This window comes from Moorena producens PAL-8-15-08-1, assembly GCF_001767235.1.
Classification (GTDB): Bacteria; Cyanobacteriota; Cyanobacteriia; order Cyanobacteriales; family Coleofasciculaceae; genus Moorena; species Moorena producens_A.
This window is the reverse complement of sequence record NZ_CP017599.1, coordinates 8,937,263-8,957,536: the sequence shown is the minus strand read 5'-3', so window position 1 is coordinate 8,957,536 and position 20,274 is coordinate 8,937,263. Positions and strand designations below refer to the sequence as shown.

Here is a 20,274-nt window from a genome sequence, read left to right as displayed (position 1 = left end):
CCCGGCGGGCTGTCTCAACGCTTTTTACCCCGATTCCCGATTCCCGATTCCCGATTCCCGATTCCCGATTCCCGATTCTTAATTCTTAATTCTTAATTCTTAATTCTTAATTCTTAATTCTTAATTCTTAATTCTTAATTCTTAATTCTCATTAAAATCGATTTTCATACTCGAAAATTATCTTAGTATCGTCTGAAAAATTGCTAGCACCCCGTAGCAGAATTTCTTCATTAACTCGATAGCGCAAGTTGTACTGAATTGGCTGATCAGTAGTTAACACTTTTAACAACGAAAATGATAAATTATTAGTAATATTAATTCCTGCTTCAGCACCTATCTCTAAGCGATCAGTGCGCCTATTATCATCTGTAACTGTAGTAGGGAAAATGCGAAATTCATCTAATCCTGCGGCATCACCAATCAGGTTGCTGACATTACTCAATAGTGCTGACCCAGCTAAGTTGGCCAAACCCAAGGTAGTATTGCCTCGACCCAAGGTATCCACAAAGCCACCCCCTAATAGGGCAACAATTTCCCCTTCACTACGTTTTGGCATACTATTAAGTTCCACTCGGTCAAAGAGCTGACTTGCTAGCCCTTTTACTTTGGCTTGAACCCGAATAGTTTCTGTACTGCCAAAATTAGTTGGGCTATCGCTAATTTCATTAGCAAAGGTTTCACTGGTAATGGGTTGTTTCCGAGACTCAATTACTGATGCCACCATCTGCACATCTAACTCTGGGTCTCTACCAAGAGCTGCTACAAATCGGGCATTATTGTTGTACTTTTTATCAAGGCGAAACTGGGTGGTAAAGAGATTCACCTGACCGCGCAGCAGCTGAATGGTTCCTTCCGGTCTAATATCACTCATGTCGCCATTAATTAGAAGGGTACCGCTGGCGAGAAAATCTAATACTGGTAGCTGTCGAACTAGGATATTTTTACCTAAGGTTAACTTTAAGTTATTGAACTCGATTAGTTCATCACCAGCCGATCCGCTACTCCCGATCGGGGCAGTTTGAGATTCAGAGATGGGTACTTGACCATCAAACAATTCGATGTAACCACCAATGCTAGGATTAAATAGAGTCCCAGTAATAATAGTCTTACCTTTAACACCACCACTGTAAATCCCTTTGAGATTGATGGCGAGTTGATTCAGGTCAACGGTGAGGGGATTCTCTAAGGGTCTAGGTAGGTCTCGCAAGGGCAAATTCCCTACCGCTACTAATTTACCACCACCAAAATTCCCTTGTAAGGTGTCTACAATTTCCATCCGGTTGAAGTTAAACCGGATTTTGCCATTGACCTCTGTTAGGGGTTCGGGTAGGGATTGGGCAGCAATGGTAGCGTCTTCTACATTAATGTTACCAATAACGGTAAGTTGCTCCAGTTGCTGTAGCCAATCTTGGTCTTGGTCAAAGGTACCGGAAATATCTAAATCTACTAGTCCTTTACCATCAACCCAAGTGATTTGTTGATTGGTAAGCATGTTCAATCGGGCAAGTCCTTCGTTTTGAACCGTCAGTTGTACACTGACTTGCCGATTTTCTGGCTCTACTTCGGCAAAGGGTAACTTGTAGGGGATTTTGGCATTTACAGTTAGGGGTTCAGATTCTTTGGTCAGAAAACTTTGGGCAAAGACGTTCAACCGCGCATTGTTGTAACTAAAGCTGCCTTTGATGGATTCTAGGGGTGTTTGGTTTAAACTGGCATCCACTACGGATATTGCTCCCCTAGCTTGGGGATTGCTTAGACTTCCATAAAAGTCCGCTGTGGCATCAACAAATCCTCCGTAACCAACAGAGCTCGGAAAGTTGAACACTTCTCTAATCAGGGAAACCGGGACGTTCTTTAGCTTGAGCTGACCCGATGGCCCTTTTTCACCGATACTACCGGACAAGGTGGCTAGGCTCTGACCCGATTTAACCTGCACAGGTAAAAGATTCAGTACCCCTTCTTCAAAATTCCCTTGGGCAATAATTGTCTGAGCTTTATAGGAACCCCACTGCCAGTTTTCCCCTTGGAAATTAAATTTTGCACGGATGCCATCTTTGAGTGAACCTTCCATACTGATACTGCCAGTAAAACCACCATTCATCTCGCTAAGCTCTGGTAACAGTAAGCTCTCTTGACGCTGCTGCCGTTGTCTGTTTAGGAGGGTGACTATTTCTGACATCCGCCGCAGGGGTTTTTTGAGAGCATTTTGTGGATTACCTACTCCAGTAACGGTCAGATCAGTGGCTGTGCCGTAGACGGGCCCTTGCAAGCCTCGACCTAGGTCAGTTATCTCAAATAGTTGTAGGGTAGTTAGAATATCCTGGATTTCTCCGAGCTTAGCCTGGAGTTGCCCTTTAAATTCTGGGCCATTGGGGGTTGGGGTTACGTTGGCAGCAAATGAGTATTGACTATCACCTTTTTGAAACAAGCCATCGGTCAGAGTAATCGTCCCGTTCTGGTATTGGAAAAAGCCTTTTAACCGATTACCTCTGAGGTTGTCAAAGATGGGATTTGCGATCGCAATTTGACCGGATGATCCAAAGGTCTTGAGGTTGAGACCAATCTGCCCAGATATATCTCCCGCCAAGGGTTTGCTTAACCATGGTTCGAGTTTTTTACCGTCTACCATACCACTACTCAAGGCCAGACTCTTAATGGTATTGATCGGAAAATTCTCCACGGTCATTTGTAGCTCATCCCCTGACCGAATCCCAGTAGCGGTTTTGTCCTGATACTGCACCAAAAAGGATACGGGTTGGTAATTGGGGTTTAGCACAACCTCCAGTTTGTCTTGATTCCCTGCTAGCTGAAGATTTACCCCTGACTCTGGTGCTATACTCACTCGACCTGTCAGTAGGGATTCAAACTCCAGAGGACCAGCAAAAAAGTAGCGCAGTCTTAAGTCACCGTTAATTGTCGGAGCTTTAGGAGTACCAGCAATGCGACCGTTAAAACCGACTAAGCCTCCTAAATTGAAGGCATAAGGTAGGTCAGCAGGTAATCGTTGCAAATTCAAATCCTCTGCTTGTACCTGAAAATCAAACCTCTTAATTGCTTGTAAACCCTCACTCCCTGGGTTTAGATTGACAAAACCATTAGCATTGAATCCGTCAGCTGTGGCTTCTTTAATCTCTAGCTTTTGACCATTCCAGTCAAAGGATGTGGCTAGGGAACGCTCAAGTATAGAAATGCCTTCACTAAAATTCAGCTTACCCTTAGCTTGGATTGCTGATAGAGCTGTATCTGGTGTCAATAGCAAGGGAGCAGAAATATTGACACTGCCATTGAGACGTCCTCGTAAATCGGGATTAATCTCCCACAACTGGAGATTAGTAGGCTGGAAAACCCCCTGAAATTTACCATTGCTAAACTCAGCTGTTCCTAGTAATTGACCACCAGCAACCTTCAGTTGTCCAGACCCTTTGCCCTGAATGGCGTCAATGGTTAAATTAGTTAGATTTCCAGAGACAGTGACATTACCAGCAAGAGGGCCATTGAATTGGGGCGGGACCGGAACAAGACCACCCAAGTCAAGGTTAGAGGTTTCTACCTTGGCCTGGAAGTTACCATTAGCAATACCGATTTGAGAAGCCTGAATTCTACCCCCTTCCAAATCTAAAGTACCAGACCCACTAGCAGTAATGGTGCTAGGACTTACCGAATCTAGATTCCCTGAGATGGTAAACTCCCCAGAGGCTGGACCGTCGAATTGCGATGGTATTGGTCCGAGACGACCTAACTGGAGATTGGATGCAAGTACTTGAGTTTTGAAGTTGCCATTAGCGATATCGACTGCATCAGCTTTAATGCTTCCTCCTGCTAGGTCTAAGCTACCAGACCCACTAGCAGTAATGGTGCTAGGACTTACCGAATCTAGATTCCCTGAGATGGTAAACTCCCCAGAGGCTGGACCGTTGAATTGCGATGGTATTGGTCCAAGACGACCTAACTCGACATTGGATGCTAGGACTTGAGCTTTGAAGTTGCCTTTAGCGATCGCGATCGCATCAGCTTTAATGGTTCCTCCTGCGACATCTAAACTACCGGAACCATTAGCGGTAATCGTACTAGGACTTACCGAATCGACATTGCCTGAGATGGTAAACTCCCCGGATGCTGGACCGTCGAATTGGGGGGGTATTGGTCCGAGACGGCCTAACTGGAGATTGGATGCGAGTACTTGAGCTTGGAACTTGCCATTAGCGATCGCGATCGCATCAGCTTTAATAGTCCCTGCTGCGACATCTAAACTACCAGACCCACTAGCGGTAATCGTGCTAGGACTAAAAGACTTTACATTCCCTGAGATAGTCAACTCCCCTGAGATGGGACCTTTAAATTCAGAAGGTACTGGTGCTAAGGCTTGTAGAGGAATATCAGAGGCTTGGACTAGGGTAGAAAAACCACCATTGATCAGTTTTACATTAGTAGCACGCAAGGTACCACCATCAACTGTTACGCTGCCGTAACCCCTGGCACGGAGGGTTTCTGGCTCGAAAGAATCAAGGCGACCGGACAGATTAAATTGACCATTGAACGGTCCAGAGAACTCTGGCGGTAGAGATGGTGCAGGCAAGGTTTTGATGATTGGTGCCACGGAAATATTCTTAGCTTCTACTAACCCCTGCCAGCTTCCAGCCCCCACTTGAAAATTAGTAGCTCTGAGAATACCATCACCGATGGGCAGATTAGCATAACCAGTGGCACGAAAATTCTCGGGCTTGTCCAGGGGAGAAAAGATCTGGGTTCTGCCATAAATTCGACCCAGAGGAATGGGTAGATTAAATCCATACTGTTTTGCGATCGCATTCGCTGGCACATTCACAGCTTTGAGATCAAATACGGCCCCCCCCTGATCCATAAATTTGATATCCCCCTTCCCTGTGACTAAGCCACCCACTGTTGGTGTTGCCTGCAAGTTTCTAATGGCCAGCTCAGTATTAATAACGCTAAAGTCAGCAGTAATAGAGCTGAAGTTCACCTGGTCAAGGGTGGCGGGAGTGGTGGTAAAGGCCTCTCCAATCACAATCGGGTTGTCAATAGGTCCAGTTACCTGAAACGTAGCCTGTGCTTTACCTAAAGTAGTTACTGGTAGCTCTTTGATCCCAAAGGTCTGTGCATACTGCTGTATCTGAACCGGTTCGCTTGTTGCTCTGAGCTTGTAGCCCGACTCAATATCCAGCATTCCCCCAATTTGGGCAGGTACTTGACCGAATCGGCTAGTTATGTTATCGAGCCAAATCTTACTCCCTCGAAAGTTCAGCTTACCTTTGCTTTGAGTGAACAGTTGGGGCAAGGGTTCTAAGCGAGCGATGGTGTCGGAAAAGCTAATCGTACCCCAATACTGCCAAGGCTGTTCAGCATTATTCCGTTGTATTCTCAGGTTGCCACCCAGTTTACCCCCTTGAAGCTTCAGGGGAATCAGAAGTACTTTACTAACCTCTGCTGCACTCACGTTATCGACATCAAGGTGCAAGTCAGTTTCTTCTTGAGAGAGGTGGTAATCTCCCTTAACCTTTAAATTTCCCCCACTTAACGGCTGACTATTTACATCAAAGCGAATCAGCTGACCTCCGTCGAGAAATTTACTTTTCCCCCTAACTTCAGTAAATATCATCGGTGGTTCTTTGATTCCCACTTGAGATCTTGGCACCACCACCACATCCGCATCCCGCCACCGCACCACCTTTGGGTCTACCTTAAAAACCGAATCTTGGGCAGTTTGTGTAAATGCTGTAGACACCCAGGTTAAATCTTTGTCCTGTTCAACATATATATTAGGTTCAACTAGGGTTACATCCAGTTCTAGGGTTCTGGTAAACAGGAATTTAACTGGGTTATAGGTGACCTTCACTGCCTCCGTGACAAGATTATCGGGATCGGTAGGGGTAGCTGGTATTTCCGTAGAACCAAACCGTACACCATTTAGGGAAAAGCCCTCCACTGGTCCGACATTGACTTTCCGGTTAAGAAAGCTAGATAAATTTTTCTCTACCGTTGGTGCTAATTGCTTCTGGATGAAATACCAAGCAAAAAGGCTTCCACCCCCTATCCCAGAAACTAGAATCATGACCATTAGCATGAAGACCGGACGTAGCAGCCTCTGCCAAAAACCTCTACTTACCTTAGGTTCTGGAGTATTTTCCGGAGTAGGCTCTGGTAGATTACCAGGATTGGGAGAGTTACTCATCTTGATTGGTTTGCACCTTACAACTGGAGTTCCGAGGGAATATGAGGGCATTGTCATCTTAATTTATCAGGGAAATATAGGGAGTAGGGGTATCCGTTGTGGGTACTTAATACCAAGTGCTTTTCAAGAGGATCTAACCATTCCCAATCATGATTGGGAAGAATGGGAAGAGGGGTAGGAGATGGAAGAAGGTGCTGTGTCCAAATGGTGTGAATGCAACTCGGGATCAGGCAGATAACACTACTACTTTTTTTCTATGACGAAATTCCCTATCTTGATAGTTTCCAGAGCCAAGATTGATCGGTGGGTTTAACCCTATAGTTATGGGTGGTTTCAATTCCCTGACGTAATTCCTCTGACGGTCGATAAAGTAAAACATTTTTGAAACCCTCCGGAATCTCCGGTATGTTGGTAGAGCTATTGGATTTATCCAATAACATCAGCTGTACATCCGGACGAAGTAGATGACACAGAGATAGAACCCTACCGGGAATTTCATTACTGATCAAGAGTGGTTGTGGGATTTGATTAATCCAAGCTGCTACGTCGGGATTATTGCGACTCTTCGCATAGCTCTTGTGCCACCAAACTGGCAGTTGAGAGCTGACTATACAGGAGAGTATGCCGCTAAATGCCAGAGCAATTGCTATAGACTTCCAAGTTTTAGGATTTTTTCGGGTTTTTTCCATGGGCACCATGTCATGGTCACCCCTTACTTGCTGATTTTGTCTATCTTCGGGATTTGCTAAATTTCCATCAATCATTCCCTTGGGATGTTGTCCTGAGTGTTTGGCTTGGGTTGTCAGGAAATAAGCAATAGCTAACTGAATACCTAGATAACAGGGAATAGCATAGCGAGTAATGCTAGAACGGCGACCACCTAATAGCACATCTGGACCGATTAGAGCAATTCCTGTCACTCCAATTAAGGTAATAATAAATACCCAAGCATGCTGAGGAGCGTTACGACAAAGATAGTAGAGGGCATATCCTGCTAACAATAAACTGAGATAGTGGAGGGGACTCAAAGGATGGATGCCTTGATTAACATCAAAGAAAATCCGACTGAGGTTTAAAGTCCAAAATAGGGGTAAGAAGCCTGAACGACTATGATTAACTGAGTCAGTATTGGCGATAAATTTGGAGAAATTAGTGATAACAATAATTAGCCAAGGGGAGAATAGCAATACTCCTCCTAAGGAGGCTAGTAAATAGCTAGTTACTCGCTTACTCCACCGAGCACCTTCGGTAATTAATACATACAATCCCTGTCCAATTAAGACAAAGGCTGAGAAAGGGTGAGTATAAAGTGCTAAAGCAACAGTAAAACTATAGATAATCCATCGATAAGGTTTTTTAATTAATTGCTTTCTCCTAGAAGAATTCATTGCCCATAATAGCACTGCACTAGAAAGCAAAATGGTAACAGTCCATAAACTATATTCTCGGGCTTCTTGGGCATACAAAACATGAAAGGGAGAAATAGCAATTATGGCAACAGCTACCCAACCGATTAATTGTGAACCAAAAAGTTCTAAGCACAGCCAGTAAGCACAGGGCAATGCTAATAAGCTAATTAGTACTGATAGGAGTCTGATCGTTCCTACGGAATTGCCAAAGGTTTGTAACCATAATCTGGCCATTAGGTAGTAAAGGGGGGAATGTTCTGGATTGCCTGCTAGGGAATTAATAGTGTCATTGATATCTTTTTCAGGATTGGGAAATTGGTACTGTTTTAATAAGTTTTCTACGCTGATAATCTGACCATCGAAAATTTCTTCTACTAGTTCGGTTCGAGTGTGACCGGAAATTCTAATGGAGGTCATTGTCTCGTCGTACCAGTAAACTTTACGGTCTAGGTTGTAAAATCTAAAGACTACTCCCAGTACGATTACGATGATCAGTAAATTTCTAAACCAGATAGAATCAAGAGTAATTTTCTTGATCATGTTAACTACAATAATTAGGGGATAATTGAAACTATAGCAATTCTCAGCAGCGTTTGAGCGACATTGCTTATCCTTTTAAGGCAAAAGGCAAAAGGCAAAAGGCAAAAGGCAAAAGGCAAAAGGCAAAAGGCAAAAGGCAAAAGGCAAAAGGCAAAAGGCAAAATTCAAGAGGGTTTTAAGCGATGCAGCGCGGTCTTGGGGGTTCCCCCCATGAGCGACTGCATCAAGACAGGTAATTAGCTTCAAATAAGACTGTACCTCATAACTACGATAACCTGAGTTCGGGTTAAATACAAAGAAAATCGTGACGCCACTTTTGCCTTGACCAGAAGAGTCTGCTGTATCTGCCGAGAGTCTACTGCCACAGGAATCCATCACCTTAGATACAACGGTGCGAAAGAGGTTCCTGACAAGGATATGGTACCTGTTTGCGAAGAATGCCATAAACAATGTTATCTACCAGGAAATTGGGAGGATAAAGACGAGCAAGGAATATGGCTGTCTCATTCGACTTCGGAATTTGCCAATCGCATTCTGCTGACCATGAATTACTTATCGAAGTAGGCTTTTATGGTAGTCATAATCAATAAATAAACAGCAAGGTAATAAACCATCGCTTGCTGTCTGTATAAATAAAATAAATCACTTCAATCTTAACACTATTAATCCCCGTAAATAGCGTTGGTAATTTTTTAAATTAATTCCGTGTAATGACCAAAAACTATAAGTAGTCAAGCAATCAAAAACAGCTACCGACAATATAGCACTACCCATTAAGATTAGGACATTACTAAACTCCGAAACTTAATCATAGCTTACTTATGACTTATGACTTATGACTTCTCACTTGCGCGTAGCGCTATATCTGCACGGGTGATTTTCACTAACGTTATTTGGCAATAATAACAGATAAAAAAGCCTCAAATCTAAGGATGATAATGTGTATAAGCCAAGGCTAAAAAGATTGCGCTCGACCTGGATATAGCAATAAAATAGGTAGATATAAGTAAGGGCATTGCTATGTATAAATTTGAGGCTTTTTTGGGGCTTTAAAATCTCTAAGTCCCCCTATTTATGGGTACTACCATCGGGCATAATGGTGTTAGTTAAGTTCGCCCCTTCGAGGTTGGCACGATAAACTTCGTTGGGCAAGTCCCAATTAGTGCCATCGAAGGTATACTCTAAACGCGCTCCTTTGAGACTGGCGTTGGAGAGGTTTGCGTAGGATAGGTCAATTCCCGCCAAGTCAGTATCCTCAAGATTAGCTCCGGCTAAGTTAGCCTCCTTCAGATTGGAAGTGATTAAAGCTTGATAGATAGGGAATGAAGCACTTATATACAGAAAACTCAGTAGTGCTTGTTGGAGATTGGCTCTCGCCAGATTAACCCCACTGAGATTAATATTCACGATATAGGCCTTTGATAAGTTAGCTTCTGTGAGGTTTGCACCTTCAAGATTAGTTGTATTTATTGAGCTAAATTTATTGAGGTTAGCGGACTCTAGGTTCGCTTTACTGAGGTTAGCGGACTTTAGGTTAGCGGACTTTAGGTTCGCTTTACTGAGGTTAGCGGACTCTAGGTTAGCGGACTTTAGGTTAGCGGACTCTAGGTTAGCGGACTCTAAATTAACTCTTGCAAAATTAGCGTTTTCTAAATCTGCGGACTTGAGGTTAACCCCAGCCAAATTAGCATTTTTTAGATTAGCTCCGGCTAATTTTGCCCCTTCTAAGTCCTCTCCAGAAAGTTCTACCCCAGCTAAATTACAGTTCTGACACTCTTTTGTTTTCCGTAATTGTTCCAGGGAATTGTATTGAGCATCCACCTTGACAACATAATTGGAGTCAATTGCTGCCAACTCCCCTGCGTTCACCAAGGCTTGGTAAATCAATGCCGATACTTCCCCACGAGTGGCTGCTTCAGTGGGTTGTAGTTTCTCCACATCGGGATAGTTAACCACCAAGCCCTTGGTGGTAGCAGTATTTACTTGATCTTTGCCATAGTCGGGGATACTACCATGATCTGAATAGGGAACCACATTTTCAGAGGCTGATAAACCCAAACCATTCACCAGGGAGACTAAAACCTGTACCCGTTGGATATGGTCATTGGGCTTAAATGTACTATCGGGAAAACCAGAGAGGAAACCAGCACGGTAAGCTTTTTGGATTACTTCTTCAGCCCAAAAATCATTGCTGACATCGCTGAATTTGATTGCTTCCCGTTTGGGGGTAAGGGTAAAGACTTGATTCAACAAGGCTGCATATTGGGCACGGGTCATTTGGGCATCGGGTTTAAAGGTACCATCAGGATAGCCCGTGATTAATTCTCTTTGGCATAACCCTTCAATGAATTTTTCTGCCCAATGCCCTGCCGCATCTGAGAAACTAGAATCAGAACTATCTTGAGTGTAGACGACGATATAAGGAGAAGAGATAGCAGACAATTTACCTTGAGCCACCAATGCTTGATATACTATGGCTGCTAATTCGGCACGGGTAGTACCTTCGGTGGGGCGCAACCGTTTCACATTGGGGTAATTAACCACAATTTTTTTCATGGTGGCTGTTTTAACCGCATCTACAGCGTAGGTGGGAATGGTAGTGCGATCATTATAGAAACTTAAGGCATTGTTCTTGGTATCCGATAAGCCTAAGCCGTTGATCACCGAAACAATTACATCTGCCCGTTTAATGGGATCGTTGGGTTTAAAATTATCATTGGGATAACCAGAGAGGAATTCTCCCCGATATGCCTGTTGAATTACTTCTGCTGCCCAATAATCTGTGTCAACGTCTTTGAAAGTCTTCTGGGCACGTTTAGGTTGGGGATTAAAAGCTTTCACTAATAAGGCTGCATACTGAGCACGGGTGATCTTATCATTGGGTTTGACAGTACCATCGGGATAGCCACTGAGGATTTGCTCTGCCAAGAGGGCGTAGATAAAATCTTCTGCCCAATGATCGTTGAGATCGGGAAAATCAACAGGATGTTTGCCGATAATAGTGCTATCTTTTAAGTCCACATCGCCTTTGATTTTTTTAGCAAGTTCAGTTTTGTTAGCACAGGTGAAGGAATTGCCCGTGGAGAGTAGCTGATTACTACTACTGTTATTAATGTGATATTTACCATTGTTGCGGAAAATATTCTTGCCCTTTTCACTGTCTGTACCCAAGTCAGGCAATGCCCTATCACTTACAGAGATACCATCATCGGTACTATTTTTAATCTCATTGCTGCGTAGGATAGGTTTGGCATCGCTAAAAATAGTCATGCCAAAGCGATTACCGGAGATGGTATTACTAATAATCAAGGGGTTTGCTTCGTTCCCAATATCAATACCAGCAGCCATATCTTGACAGATATTGCCCCGTGCTTCTCCGGCACTAGTTTTGCGGTAAGCAATGCCTTGTCCTAAATTAGCAATAAATAAATTGTTCAGGATTTGTGGGGCTGCTGTGCCTGTGGCTTGAATACCTTCGCGGTTACCTTTGGTAAAGGTACAATTGGCAATAATTGGGCTAGTGGATTCTAACCAAACCCCCGTACCCCGAGGTTCAGTATTAGTAACTGTCACCCCCCGCAATTCGGTATTATTGGCAAGGGAGATACTAATATTTTGCAAAGCTGAGGAAGGGCTAACAAAATCCCCTCCCCCTTCAATTAAGATATCCTTGCCTTTATTAGTGTCGTTACCAACTATCTTGATTCCAGAAGGGACTTTAAGGGGGAATTTTTCCCCACTGGCGCGATTGTAAGTTCCAGGGGCTAGTTGAATTGTGTCCCCTACTTGAACTTTGCTGATAGCTCCCGTAATACCTGTAATGGTTTTGAGGGGAGCAGACTCGCTGCCTGTAGCACTATCATCACCAGTGGCTGGATTGACGTAGAGGGTTCCCATGGTTTCCAATGCTCCTTATATTATTAGATGATTTCTCAACTATTTTTCCCAGTCTGTTGATATTTATTCCATAATTTTGCTAAAGATTACAACTTCACATTACGAATCCCCAAGTGGCACATTTGTTCTGTTTTGATTCGTAATTTTTAGGTATTCCTGCTTAAGCTTTCTGATATTTTATCTGAGTTCGGGATAAGAAAAGGCAGGGTAAGCGCAAGAAAAAATCGCCTATAATGTGTGTGCATTGGCTAGATATCGGTTGCTTGTGGCTCAAAATTCCTATAATCTCGTCGAACTCGACTCGCAATAGAGTTAACTTGTTGATAATGACCCGGTATTTTTCGAGGGTAAGCCACAGCTTATTGATTCTTGCCCTGACCCTGATCAGAATTCGGACAGGTAGTAACCTGATTGCATATTGCCATCAGCCTAAAAAGCCAAGTCTTCGTCTCGACTGGCTTTTACCTCAATCTGCGCGAGCCCGAACTCAGGTTACGATAAACGCACTGTAGAATACTTGAAAATTGGGGATTATAGCGTTTTTAATCATGATGAGATAAATTCAATTTTATTCCCCCTACTCCCTACTCCCTATTCCCTACTCCCAGATCCGCTGTTCCCTTTCCTTAATTACCAAGTAACGGCAACGTTTTTTAAAATTGTCATGGGACCGTGGTCTTTCAGACGTTTCATTTGCTCTTGGTTTCGGACTAGGAGAGCTCCAGCAAATCCGAGGGAGTTGACACCAATTGACTGGAAATCTGCTTGAGAACGGGGTAAAAGCAACATCCATTGCCGTGTGGCGAGGAGATTGTAGGCACCGGATTGCTTGTTACCATTGGCATTATTCCATGGCAACCCGACTGCACTCAGTAGTCTATGGTACAACTTGAGGGTGGCTTGAGCAGCATCCCAGGTCGAGTTTACCCAACTAGGGTCAAGCTCAGCAATAGCATGAATAAAGGGCAGGGTTGGGATGGTGCCAACAGAGTCCTGAAAGTTAGCTGATGCGATCGCATTTTCAATCGGGATGTTAACTCCTTCAGGAGCTAGGGGCAGAGGAACGAGTTGCAAGTGCTTGTGTCGTTGACTCGCACCACCAATCGTTCCAGCATTATAGAAAGCCAAGCCATCAATTTCCCCAAGACATGCCCACATAGCAGCAAAATCCTGCAAGGTCAGCCACGTATCTTGCTCCTCGAAAGCACGGGTTATGATCAGCAGGTGATGGTCAACTACATTGTATTTGTTCAACAGACACAGGTGGGTCTCGGAAAGGTCTGCTACAAATAAATCTTGTTCGTAGGGAAGAAAAGGGTTGAAATCCTTCGATGAAGTAGCGGTTTTTTCTTCTTGCTTCTTCTTAGCTTTGTCTTTCCGTACCAGATTAGACAAAATCCGCACCAGGAAGCGAATACCCTCCTGTTCTACGAATTCGTATTCTGTCGCTATGGAGTGGAGTGCTTTACATTCAATAGCGTGTTCAGTTTGTGCTTTCAGTTTAGGCCACAATGTACCTGGTTCTAGTACTAGTGTTCCTTCGGTAATTGGTTGTTCTTCAATCATAGCGATCGCATTTCCTTCAGCTTCTATGGCAATCTTAAATCATTTGTCAAAAAGCAAGCCTATGCGCTACGCGCACGCTGCTTGAGGTGCCGTCAGCTGTCAGCTGTCAGCTAAATGCTTAAACTAAACCTCGAATAGGGAGCAGGGAGCAGGGACTTCGGAGCAGGGGGAATAAAGTTGACCTATTTAGAATAATAAACGCTATTATATTATTGATTAACGTTAAAAAAATAACCCTATTTATTTTAAATAAAGGAACTATTTAAAAAGCTTAAATACCATAGTTATTTTCAACAAAATGTATTAAAATTAATTTATAATAAAAAAAATTCTGATCCCTTTGCTACTACTCCCTACTCCCTACTCCCTACTCCCTACTCCCTACTCCCTACTCCCTACTCCCTACTCCCTACTCCCTACTCCCTAAAAACCAGTACAAAAGTCCCTCAACCAATTGAGCACTGCTATAAATAAAAGTAATCCTAAAGAGGTAATCATATCCCATGATCACAGGAAATTATGAACTGGCTGAACACCGGGTAATTTGCCACAATGTCAGTTGGCAGATATTTGAGCAATTACTCACAGAATTAGGAGAAAATCGCTCCACTCGCTTGGCTTACGATGATGGAACATTAGAAATTATGACTCCCTTAGGTCCCCATGAAAATAATATAGCAGTCCTAAATGATTCGTGAAATATATTGGGCAAAGCCATCGCTATAACCCTTGCCCAGCAAAGATTCCAGAGTTTGCTGATTTTACAAATGATTTAGGATTGCTATAACCGCTTTATTGAACGCTTGATTGGTGCGATCGCTGATGAATTAAATCTAACTATCAAAACCTTTGGTTCATTGACTCTAAAGCGAGAAACACGGTTAAAAGGGGCAGAACCTGACTCTTGTTACTATCTCCAAAATGAGCCATTGGTAAGACATAAGCAAAGCATTAATTTAGATCATGACCCACCCCCTGATTTAGTCTTAGAAGTCGATATCACCAGTGGTTCTTTAGATAAGCGCCCCATTTATGCAGCGCTTGGTGTCCCTGAATTATGGCGTTATAATGGACAAAAATTAGAAGCTTTTGTGTTACAACAACCGATTTTAATTTTTAATCAAGTAAATCAAAGCCCAACCTTCCCTTGGATGCCTTTGAATGCTATTCCTAGGTTTATTAACCAAAGTTTAGTCGATGGCGAAACAGCAACGTTACGGGCGTTTAGGGCTTGGGTTAGACAACAACATAATTTTGAGTGATAACTGCTAGCTAATAAGCTAGCATATCCAAATAGATAATGACCTAACCACTGATTTATAATAACAGCAAAAAATACTCGGATTTATTTCCTACTATTCCCTATTCCCTACAGGTGCATCTCATTTTTGCTATTTGACCCAGTGGTGCGTTACGGGGTGGGCTATTTCAAAGCTGGCGAAGAGGCGCAAAATCAGGGAGATCCCACCCCTAACGCACCCTACGCAAAATTTACTATTCCCGATTCCCGATTCCCGATTCCCGATTCCCTAAAAAAATGACTAAAAACTTGATTCCCCAAAGTGAAGCTCCTGCTTCTCCTAAAGAAACGCTACCTACCATGTATGATCTGCCAAGTGAGAATCCGGAGGAACCTGGTTTGCCAGACGAATTTCACGATTTACAACCCGAATTATTAAGTCGTACCTTTCGTTGTCAGTATTACCCTTCTGAGGAAGTATTTATTGGTACAGATTTAAATCTTTACTATGATGTGCGCCATCCTCAATGGTATAAACGCCCGGATTGGTTTTTAGTGGTAGGAGTTCCCCGTTTATACGAAGGTAATGATATTAGATCTAGCTATGTAATTTGGCAAGAAGGAGTTAATCCCTTTTTAATTATGGAATTGCTGTCACCGACAACTGCCAAAGATGATTTGGGGGATAACCTAGAGCAAGAACCTCAAGCATCTAGAGTTGCTGGAAATAGTGAGAATATTCAACGACAAGATAGTAATAAAACGAGTAATAGTAGCAGTGATCCTACCCATCAAACTATTCCTTCCAAGTGGGAAGTCTATGAGCAACGATTACGGGTACCTTATTATATAGTGTTTAGTCGCTATACCAACCAAATTCGGTTTTTCAAATTAATCGGAGCTGGTTACCAAGAGCAAGGAATTTTAGCTGAGCCACCCCAGATTTGGATTCCAGAACTAGACATAGGTGTCGGATTGTGGTGGGGAGAGTATGCGGGGATAACTCGTAATTGGTTGCGCTGGTGTGATGGTTTCGGAAATTGGCTTCTGAGTGATACAGAACAGGAACGGGAAGCAAAAGAACAAGCCCAGCAACAAGTGAAACAAATTGTAGTCAATCTGTTGAAATCAGGGATGGATGTTGAACAAGTTGCTAATATAACTGGAGTTGATCGGGAGGAAATTAGACAGTTGGTAGGATAATGAGATGGGAGCAGGTGAAAAGTAAGCAGTCAGCGGTTAGCGGTCAGTGGTCAGTGCTCAGTGGTCAGCTATCATGCCTAATGCTTACAATAAGGCGTTGGGTCAGTCTTTGAATGAATAGCAGTAGATTGACATCTCCCCCGGCTGAAGCACGGAGGATTCTACAAGGTTGTGAAGTGGCGGGTTGAAACCGCGCCACTTCACAGCTTGTTCGATATGATCTAGAAAGAGATTTAAAAAGATCATGTCGATGTGGGAGTGTCAAAGCTCCCCTACCCACCTTGGTCAGGTCGATACCTAACTGTGTGGCTACTTTTTTCGCTATGTTTGCGGCACCGGTTAGAGTCGATGCCTGGTATTACCCAGGGCACCTCTCCTTCAAATCCGTACGTGCGATTTTCACCGCATACGGCTCCTGAGTATCGCTGCCCCAGTGTAATTGTTGGTGACAACTTTGGTGGACAGCCATGAGGTTATCCTTTTTCCAGTTGTCGTGATTTCCGTCGATGTGGTGTAGGTGAATCCTTTCCTCATCTACGAATTTCAATCCACAATGTCCACAGGAATGTTTTTGCCTTTTTAAAGCCTTGGAGGTAGCATTATCGTATAACATAGAGTTTCGTTTACTCCAGTAGACTAAATCTCCGTCATAAGGTGATTTAGTTCCTTTTACGTTTACGTGTTGATTTTGTTCATACCCTACTGTTGGGAAGCCTTTCTTGCATAGTTCGGTGGCTTTATATCGGTTCACTTTCTTTTCCTTTCGGAACTTCCGGTTTGCGGTTTTAGCCATAAACCATAAACTATCTCGGGAACTGCTCATATCACAGCTTTTATGGTAATTCCTCCATCCACGTACTATTGGTGCTAATTTCTTGGCTTTAATTTCGGCACCATAATTCGAGCTGTTAACCACGGCTTTAATCTTCTTACGTATGTTCCGGTGATTTTCCTCAGAGGGAATGCATCGGAATTTTCCGTTTTTCTGGACGCGGAATTTCCACCCCAAGAAGTCAAATCCGTCTGTCGTTTTGGTTAGTTTGGTCTTTGCTTGATTAACCTCTAGGCCGCGTTGGGCTAGGAAGTTGTTCACTTTTTCTAAAATTTTCTCAGCGTTGTCCTCTGGCTTGAGGATGAAGACCATATCATCCGCGTAACGGATGCTGGTATGAACGTTCTCGATTCCATTAAGTGCAATATTAGCTAAAAGTGGACTGACCACACCACCTTGGGGCGTTCCTTGTTCCGGGAATTCCGGATTGATGCCTGCTTTTAGACATCTGAATATCCCCGTCTTCAGACCCGCAGGAGCTAGCAATCTATCCATAATGGAACTGTGGGAGATGCGGTCAAAACACTTTTTGATGTCCAGTTCTATTACTCTCTTTTTGATGCCGTTGCTGGTGGATTTCAGATGTAAAAATAGTCGTTTTTGTGCGTCTTGGGCACATCGACCGGTTCTGAAACCGTAACTGTCGGCACTAAACGTTGCTTCGTGAGCAGGTTCGAGAGCAAATTTCGCTAGACACTGCCATGCTCTATCTTGGATTGTAGGTACTTTCAACATTCTCGTACTCCCATCTTTCTTGGGTATAGGGATTTCCCTTAACCCTTGGTGCGTCCAATTTTCCGCACGGTCGCCTAGTATTTTAAGTACCTCGAACCTTTCAAAGTAGGTTAGGGATGCTTTCCCGTCTACTCCGGCGGTTCTTTTTCCTTGATTGAGCTGTGTCACTTGATGGATGGCCAGTAACTGTGCTGAGCGGGATTTCAGAATCAGTTTTTGCAGAGACCGGGCTTTCCTTAAGTCTCCAGTTTGAACCGCTTTATATACGCGCTTTTGTAGGCGGAAAAGGTTCCGGCGAAGTTTCTTCCACTTTTGGCTTTTCCAAAGGTCACTGTAATTCATACGTGTCTACCCATACTCTCCATTAGTTTGTATATTCTGGATACCCGTGCCCAGTTTTGAGAGCACATCCTACCCGACAGTGGGGATTAAGTTTGGCATAACTTACCGTAAGTTCGACCGGCCTACAGACCCATAATTTTTCTGTCGTTTTTACTCGTTCCGTCTATCAGATTGTTTTGGCGATTTAGGGCAATCCATTTTGCCTATCCTCTTCTCGGAAATTACAGATACCTTGTAAAAAGTTCTGTGAGAATGAAAGGATACAGTCGCACATTTTTAGTCAGATTGTGGCTGTGCGGTTAGACACTTTTCTAGGATTTATTTGCCCATGTCGCCTCCCTTTTAGCGGTAGTGTGGCTAATCTGATTCACCTCTAATTCCGCCCTGGTGCCAGCTTCACTCTACAAGTTGCCGCTTGTTCGGTGTGGCCAAGATAAGGATTAAACTAAGCCGGTGAGTCGCCTCACTGACTCGTCTTCAAAACCGGACGTGAAAGTTTCCCTTCATCCGGCTCCTCATCATAGGAACCATTGTCATTGGTACCTCTAGAACGGATTGTTATCTAACTCATTAGAGTTGATTTTCTTTCCGTGTTTTTCATCGTGGCAATGTAGGTGTAGTAATTCTAGATTCTTGTCTAGGTTACTTCCACCAAGTGAACGTGGTTTGATATGGTGTATTTCCAACAAGTCTTCTGTCCTAAAGGTGAGACCACAGTGAGCACATTTCCCTTTTTGCCTTTTCAAAAGTCTTCCCAATGAGCTGGTCATTTCAGGATGTTTCTGCATCCGGGTACTCCAATAAATTAGGTCGCCGTCGAAAGGACTCCGGATATCTTTTACCTTTATGTGCCTGACTATTGGAGTTTTGGCATGTTTCGGGAGGTAGTTATCCTCTTTGGTCATGAATACCCAGTTGTCTATCTTCGGGGCGTCCCAGGGTTTTTTAGGTTTCTCAACCTTAGTTCCCCAGTATTTCTTGTTCACCCAGGTCTTGGATTTGTTGGGGTGTCTCCTGTATCCCCATCTTTGGAGTTTGTTCCAGAGTAAGTTGTCCATTTTGGAGTAGGTTTTCTTACTTACAACGGCGCTGTAGTAATTACACCATCCTCTTATAATGGGTTTGAGATGCTTGATGAGAGCTTCTTGTGGAGCGGCTTTGTGTCTGTCAATGACTTTTGCAAGTCGCTCATAATACTCTTTCACTTTTCTTTCGGATGGCTTGATTAAGGTTTTAAAACCTTGTTTTGACCAGTTTTTCCCTACTTTATGTTGTCGGATATTGAATCCGAGGAAGTCAAATCCGTCAAAAGTGTGGGTTATTTTGGTTTTACTTGGTTTTAATTCCAAGCCTATGTCTTTTAGCCAGACCTCAATGATTCTTTGACATTCTTTTACCACTTCTTGGTCTTTGTGCAATATGACAAAGTCATCTGCATATCGGATGAAGGTTAATGCTTTTTTGTTCTTCTGTTTTTCACCAGGTAAACTTCCAGCGAATTCCTTAATCCGGTTTTCCATTCCGTGGAGAGCTATGTTCCCTAAGAGTGGTGAGATAATGCCACCCTGAGGAGTACCCTCTTCTGTAGGGGAGAATGTGCCCTTATCCATCACTCCTGCATTTAGCCATTGTTTGACTAATCGCCTCATGGATGGATAAGCATTTAATTTTGTTAAGAGAACATTGTGGTTAATTTTATCGAAGCACTTGGATATATCGGCATCTAATACCCACTTGGGTTTTTTATTGATGCTACAATATATTGCCCCGATGGCGTCATGACAAGACCGTCCTGGTCGGAAACCATAAGAGTTCGCTTCAAAGATTGCTTCCCATTCAGGTTCTAATGCCTGTTTGGCAAGTGCTTGTAAAGCCCGGTCGTATATGGTTGGTATCCCTAGAGGCCGCTTTTCTGACTTTCCAGGTTTGGGTATCCAGACCCTTCTAGTTGGTTGTGGCTTTCGGTAGATTTTTAGGCTGACTACTAAGTCGAGTCTTTGCCTATTGGTTAAGGCTTTTTTCCCGTCTATTCCGGCAGTCTTTTTGCCCTTGTTTTGTTGGGTAACCTTTCTGACCGCAATCATTTTTGCTGACCAAGATTTCATCAGGGTCTTTTGCAGTTTTCTTACCACGCTCACGTCACCACGTTGAGAGGCTTGATATATCCGCTTTTGTAACTTAAATACAGTTTGTTCCAGCTTCCGCCAGTTAACCGTATTCCATTCCACCTTTGGGGCGAACCCCCGAGTTTTAGACATTTTAATTACTACTCATAGCTATATCTTTTCCTACAACGTAAGTCCGTCAGCATATCCTGGAT

13 protein-coding genes and 1 pseudogene are annotated in these 20,274 nt (G+C 43.4%); 6 read left to right on the top strand and 8 right to left on the bottom strand.

The features are described from left to right. Positions 1-151: 151 nt before the first annotated feature. Positions 152-6,082, bottom strand: a complete 5,931-nt coding sequence (locus BJP34_RS32890; RefSeq protein ID WP_158517607.1) for a translocation/assembly module TamB — start codon at positions 6,080-6,082, stop codon at positions 152-154. Here BJP34_RS32890 and BJP34_RS45080 point away from each other — a divergent pair. Continuing rightward, positions 6,069-6,368: a hypothetical protein gene (locus BJP34_RS45080; RefSeq protein WP_070395960.1), complete on the top strand. Its 300-nt coding sequence runs from the start codon at positions 6,069-6,071 to the stop codon at positions 6,366-6,368. The two genes, BJP34_RS32890 and BJP34_RS45080, sit on opposite strands and share 14 nt — an antisense overlap. A 91-nt stretch (positions 6,369-6,459) precedes the next feature. Here BJP34_RS45080 and BJP34_RS32880 read toward each other — a convergent pair whose 3' ends face one another. Both BJP34_RS32880 and BJP34_RS38035 read right to left on the bottom strand, forming a co-directional pair. Then, on the bottom strand, positions 6,460-8,139 hold the full coding sequence (locus BJP34_RS32880) for a glycosyltransferase family 39 protein (protein ID WP_070395959.1): 1,680 nt from the start codon (positions 8,137-8,139) through the stop codon (positions 6,460-6,462). Positions 8,140-8,214: 75 nt separating this feature from the next. Next, positions 8,215-8,517: a hypothetical protein gene (locus BJP34_RS38035; RefSeq protein WP_149031306.1), complete on the bottom strand. Its 303-nt coding sequence runs from the start codon at positions 8,515-8,517 to the stop codon at positions 8,215-8,217. A 39-nt stretch (positions 8,518-8,556) separates the two neighbouring features. Here BJP34_RS38035 and BJP34_RS45075 point away from each other — a divergent pair, with 39 nt between their 5' ends. Further along, positions 8,557-8,703 carry a hypothetical protein gene (locus tag BJP34_RS45075; protein WP_158517606.1) on the top strand — a complete coding sequence of 49 codons (147 nt, stop codon included), beginning with the start codon at positions 8,557-8,559 and terminating at the stop codon, positions 8,701-8,703. A gap of 504 nt (positions 8,704-9,207) precedes the next feature. On the opposite strand, the gene BJP34_RS32875 is transcribed toward BJP34_RS45075, so the two are convergent. Then, positions 9,208-12,036, bottom strand: coding sequence for an S-layer homology domain-containing protein (locus tag BJP34_RS32875; RefSeq protein WP_070395958.1), 2,829 nt, complete (start codon positions 12,034-12,036; stop codon positions 9,208-9,210). A gap of 630 nt (positions 12,037-12,666) precedes the next feature. Further along, positions 12,667-13,602 carry an ATP adenylyltransferase family protein gene (locus BJP34_RS32870; protein ID WP_070395957.1) on the bottom strand — a complete coding sequence of 312 codons (936 nt, stop codon included), beginning with the start codon at positions 13,600-13,602 and terminating at the stop codon, positions 12,667-12,669. A 503-nt stretch (positions 13,603-14,105) separates the two neighbouring features. On the opposite strand from BJP34_RS32870, the gene BJP34_RS32865 reads away from it, so the two are divergent. The 4 genes from BJP34_RS32865 to BJP34_RS32855 all read left to right on the top strand — a co-directional run bounded on the left by BJP34_RS32865 (position 14,106) and on the right by BJP34_RS32855 (position 16,045). Continuing rightward, on the top strand, positions 14,106-14,300 hold the full coding sequence (locus BJP34_RS32865) for a hypothetical protein (protein ID WP_070395956.1): 195 nt from the start codon (positions 14,106-14,108) through the stop codon (positions 14,298-14,300). Positions 14,301-14,396: 96 nt separating this feature from the next. Next, complete coding sequence (locus tag BJP34_RS32860) at positions 14,397-14,864, top strand: Uma2 family endonuclease (protein WP_083305471.1); 468 nt, start codon at positions 14,397-14,399, stop codon at positions 14,862-14,864. A gap of 126 nt (positions 14,865-14,990) precedes the next feature. After that, positions 14,991-15,143: a hypothetical protein gene (locus tag BJP34_RS45070; RefSeq protein ID WP_158517605.1), complete on the top strand. Its 153-nt coding sequence runs from the start codon at positions 14,991-14,993 to the stop codon at positions 15,141-15,143. Continuing rightward, entirely contained in the window at positions 15,140-16,045 is a 906-nt protein-coding gene (locus tag BJP34_RS32855; protein WP_070395955.1) for a Uma2 family endonuclease, read from the top strand. The genes BJP34_RS45070 and BJP34_RS32855 overlap by 4 nt, the downstream gene beginning before the upstream one ends. A gap of 64 nt (positions 16,046-16,109) precedes the next feature. Here BJP34_RS32855 and BJP34_RS48105 read toward each other — a convergent pair. The 3 genes and pseudogenes from BJP34_RS48105 to ltrA form a co-directional block, all read right to left on the bottom strand. Further along, positions 16,110-16,382, bottom strand: a pseudogene (locus BJP34_RS48105) (RNA-guided endonuclease TnpB family protein); the annotation flags it as partial. 21 nt (positions 16,383-16,403) lie between these two features. Next, positions 16,404-17,954, bottom strand: coding sequence for a group II intron reverse transcriptase/maturase (locus BJP34_RS32850; RefSeq protein WP_070395954.1), 1,551 nt, complete (start codon positions 17,952-17,954; stop codon positions 16,404-16,406). 545 nt (positions 17,955-18,499) lie between these two features. Beyond that, positions 18,500-20,212, bottom strand: a complete 1,713-nt coding sequence (ltrA, locus tag BJP34_RS32845; RefSeq protein ID WP_070390566.1) for a group II intron reverse transcriptase/maturase — start codon at positions 20,210-20,212, stop codon at positions 18,500-18,502. Positions 20,213-20,274 lie beyond the last annotated feature (62 nt).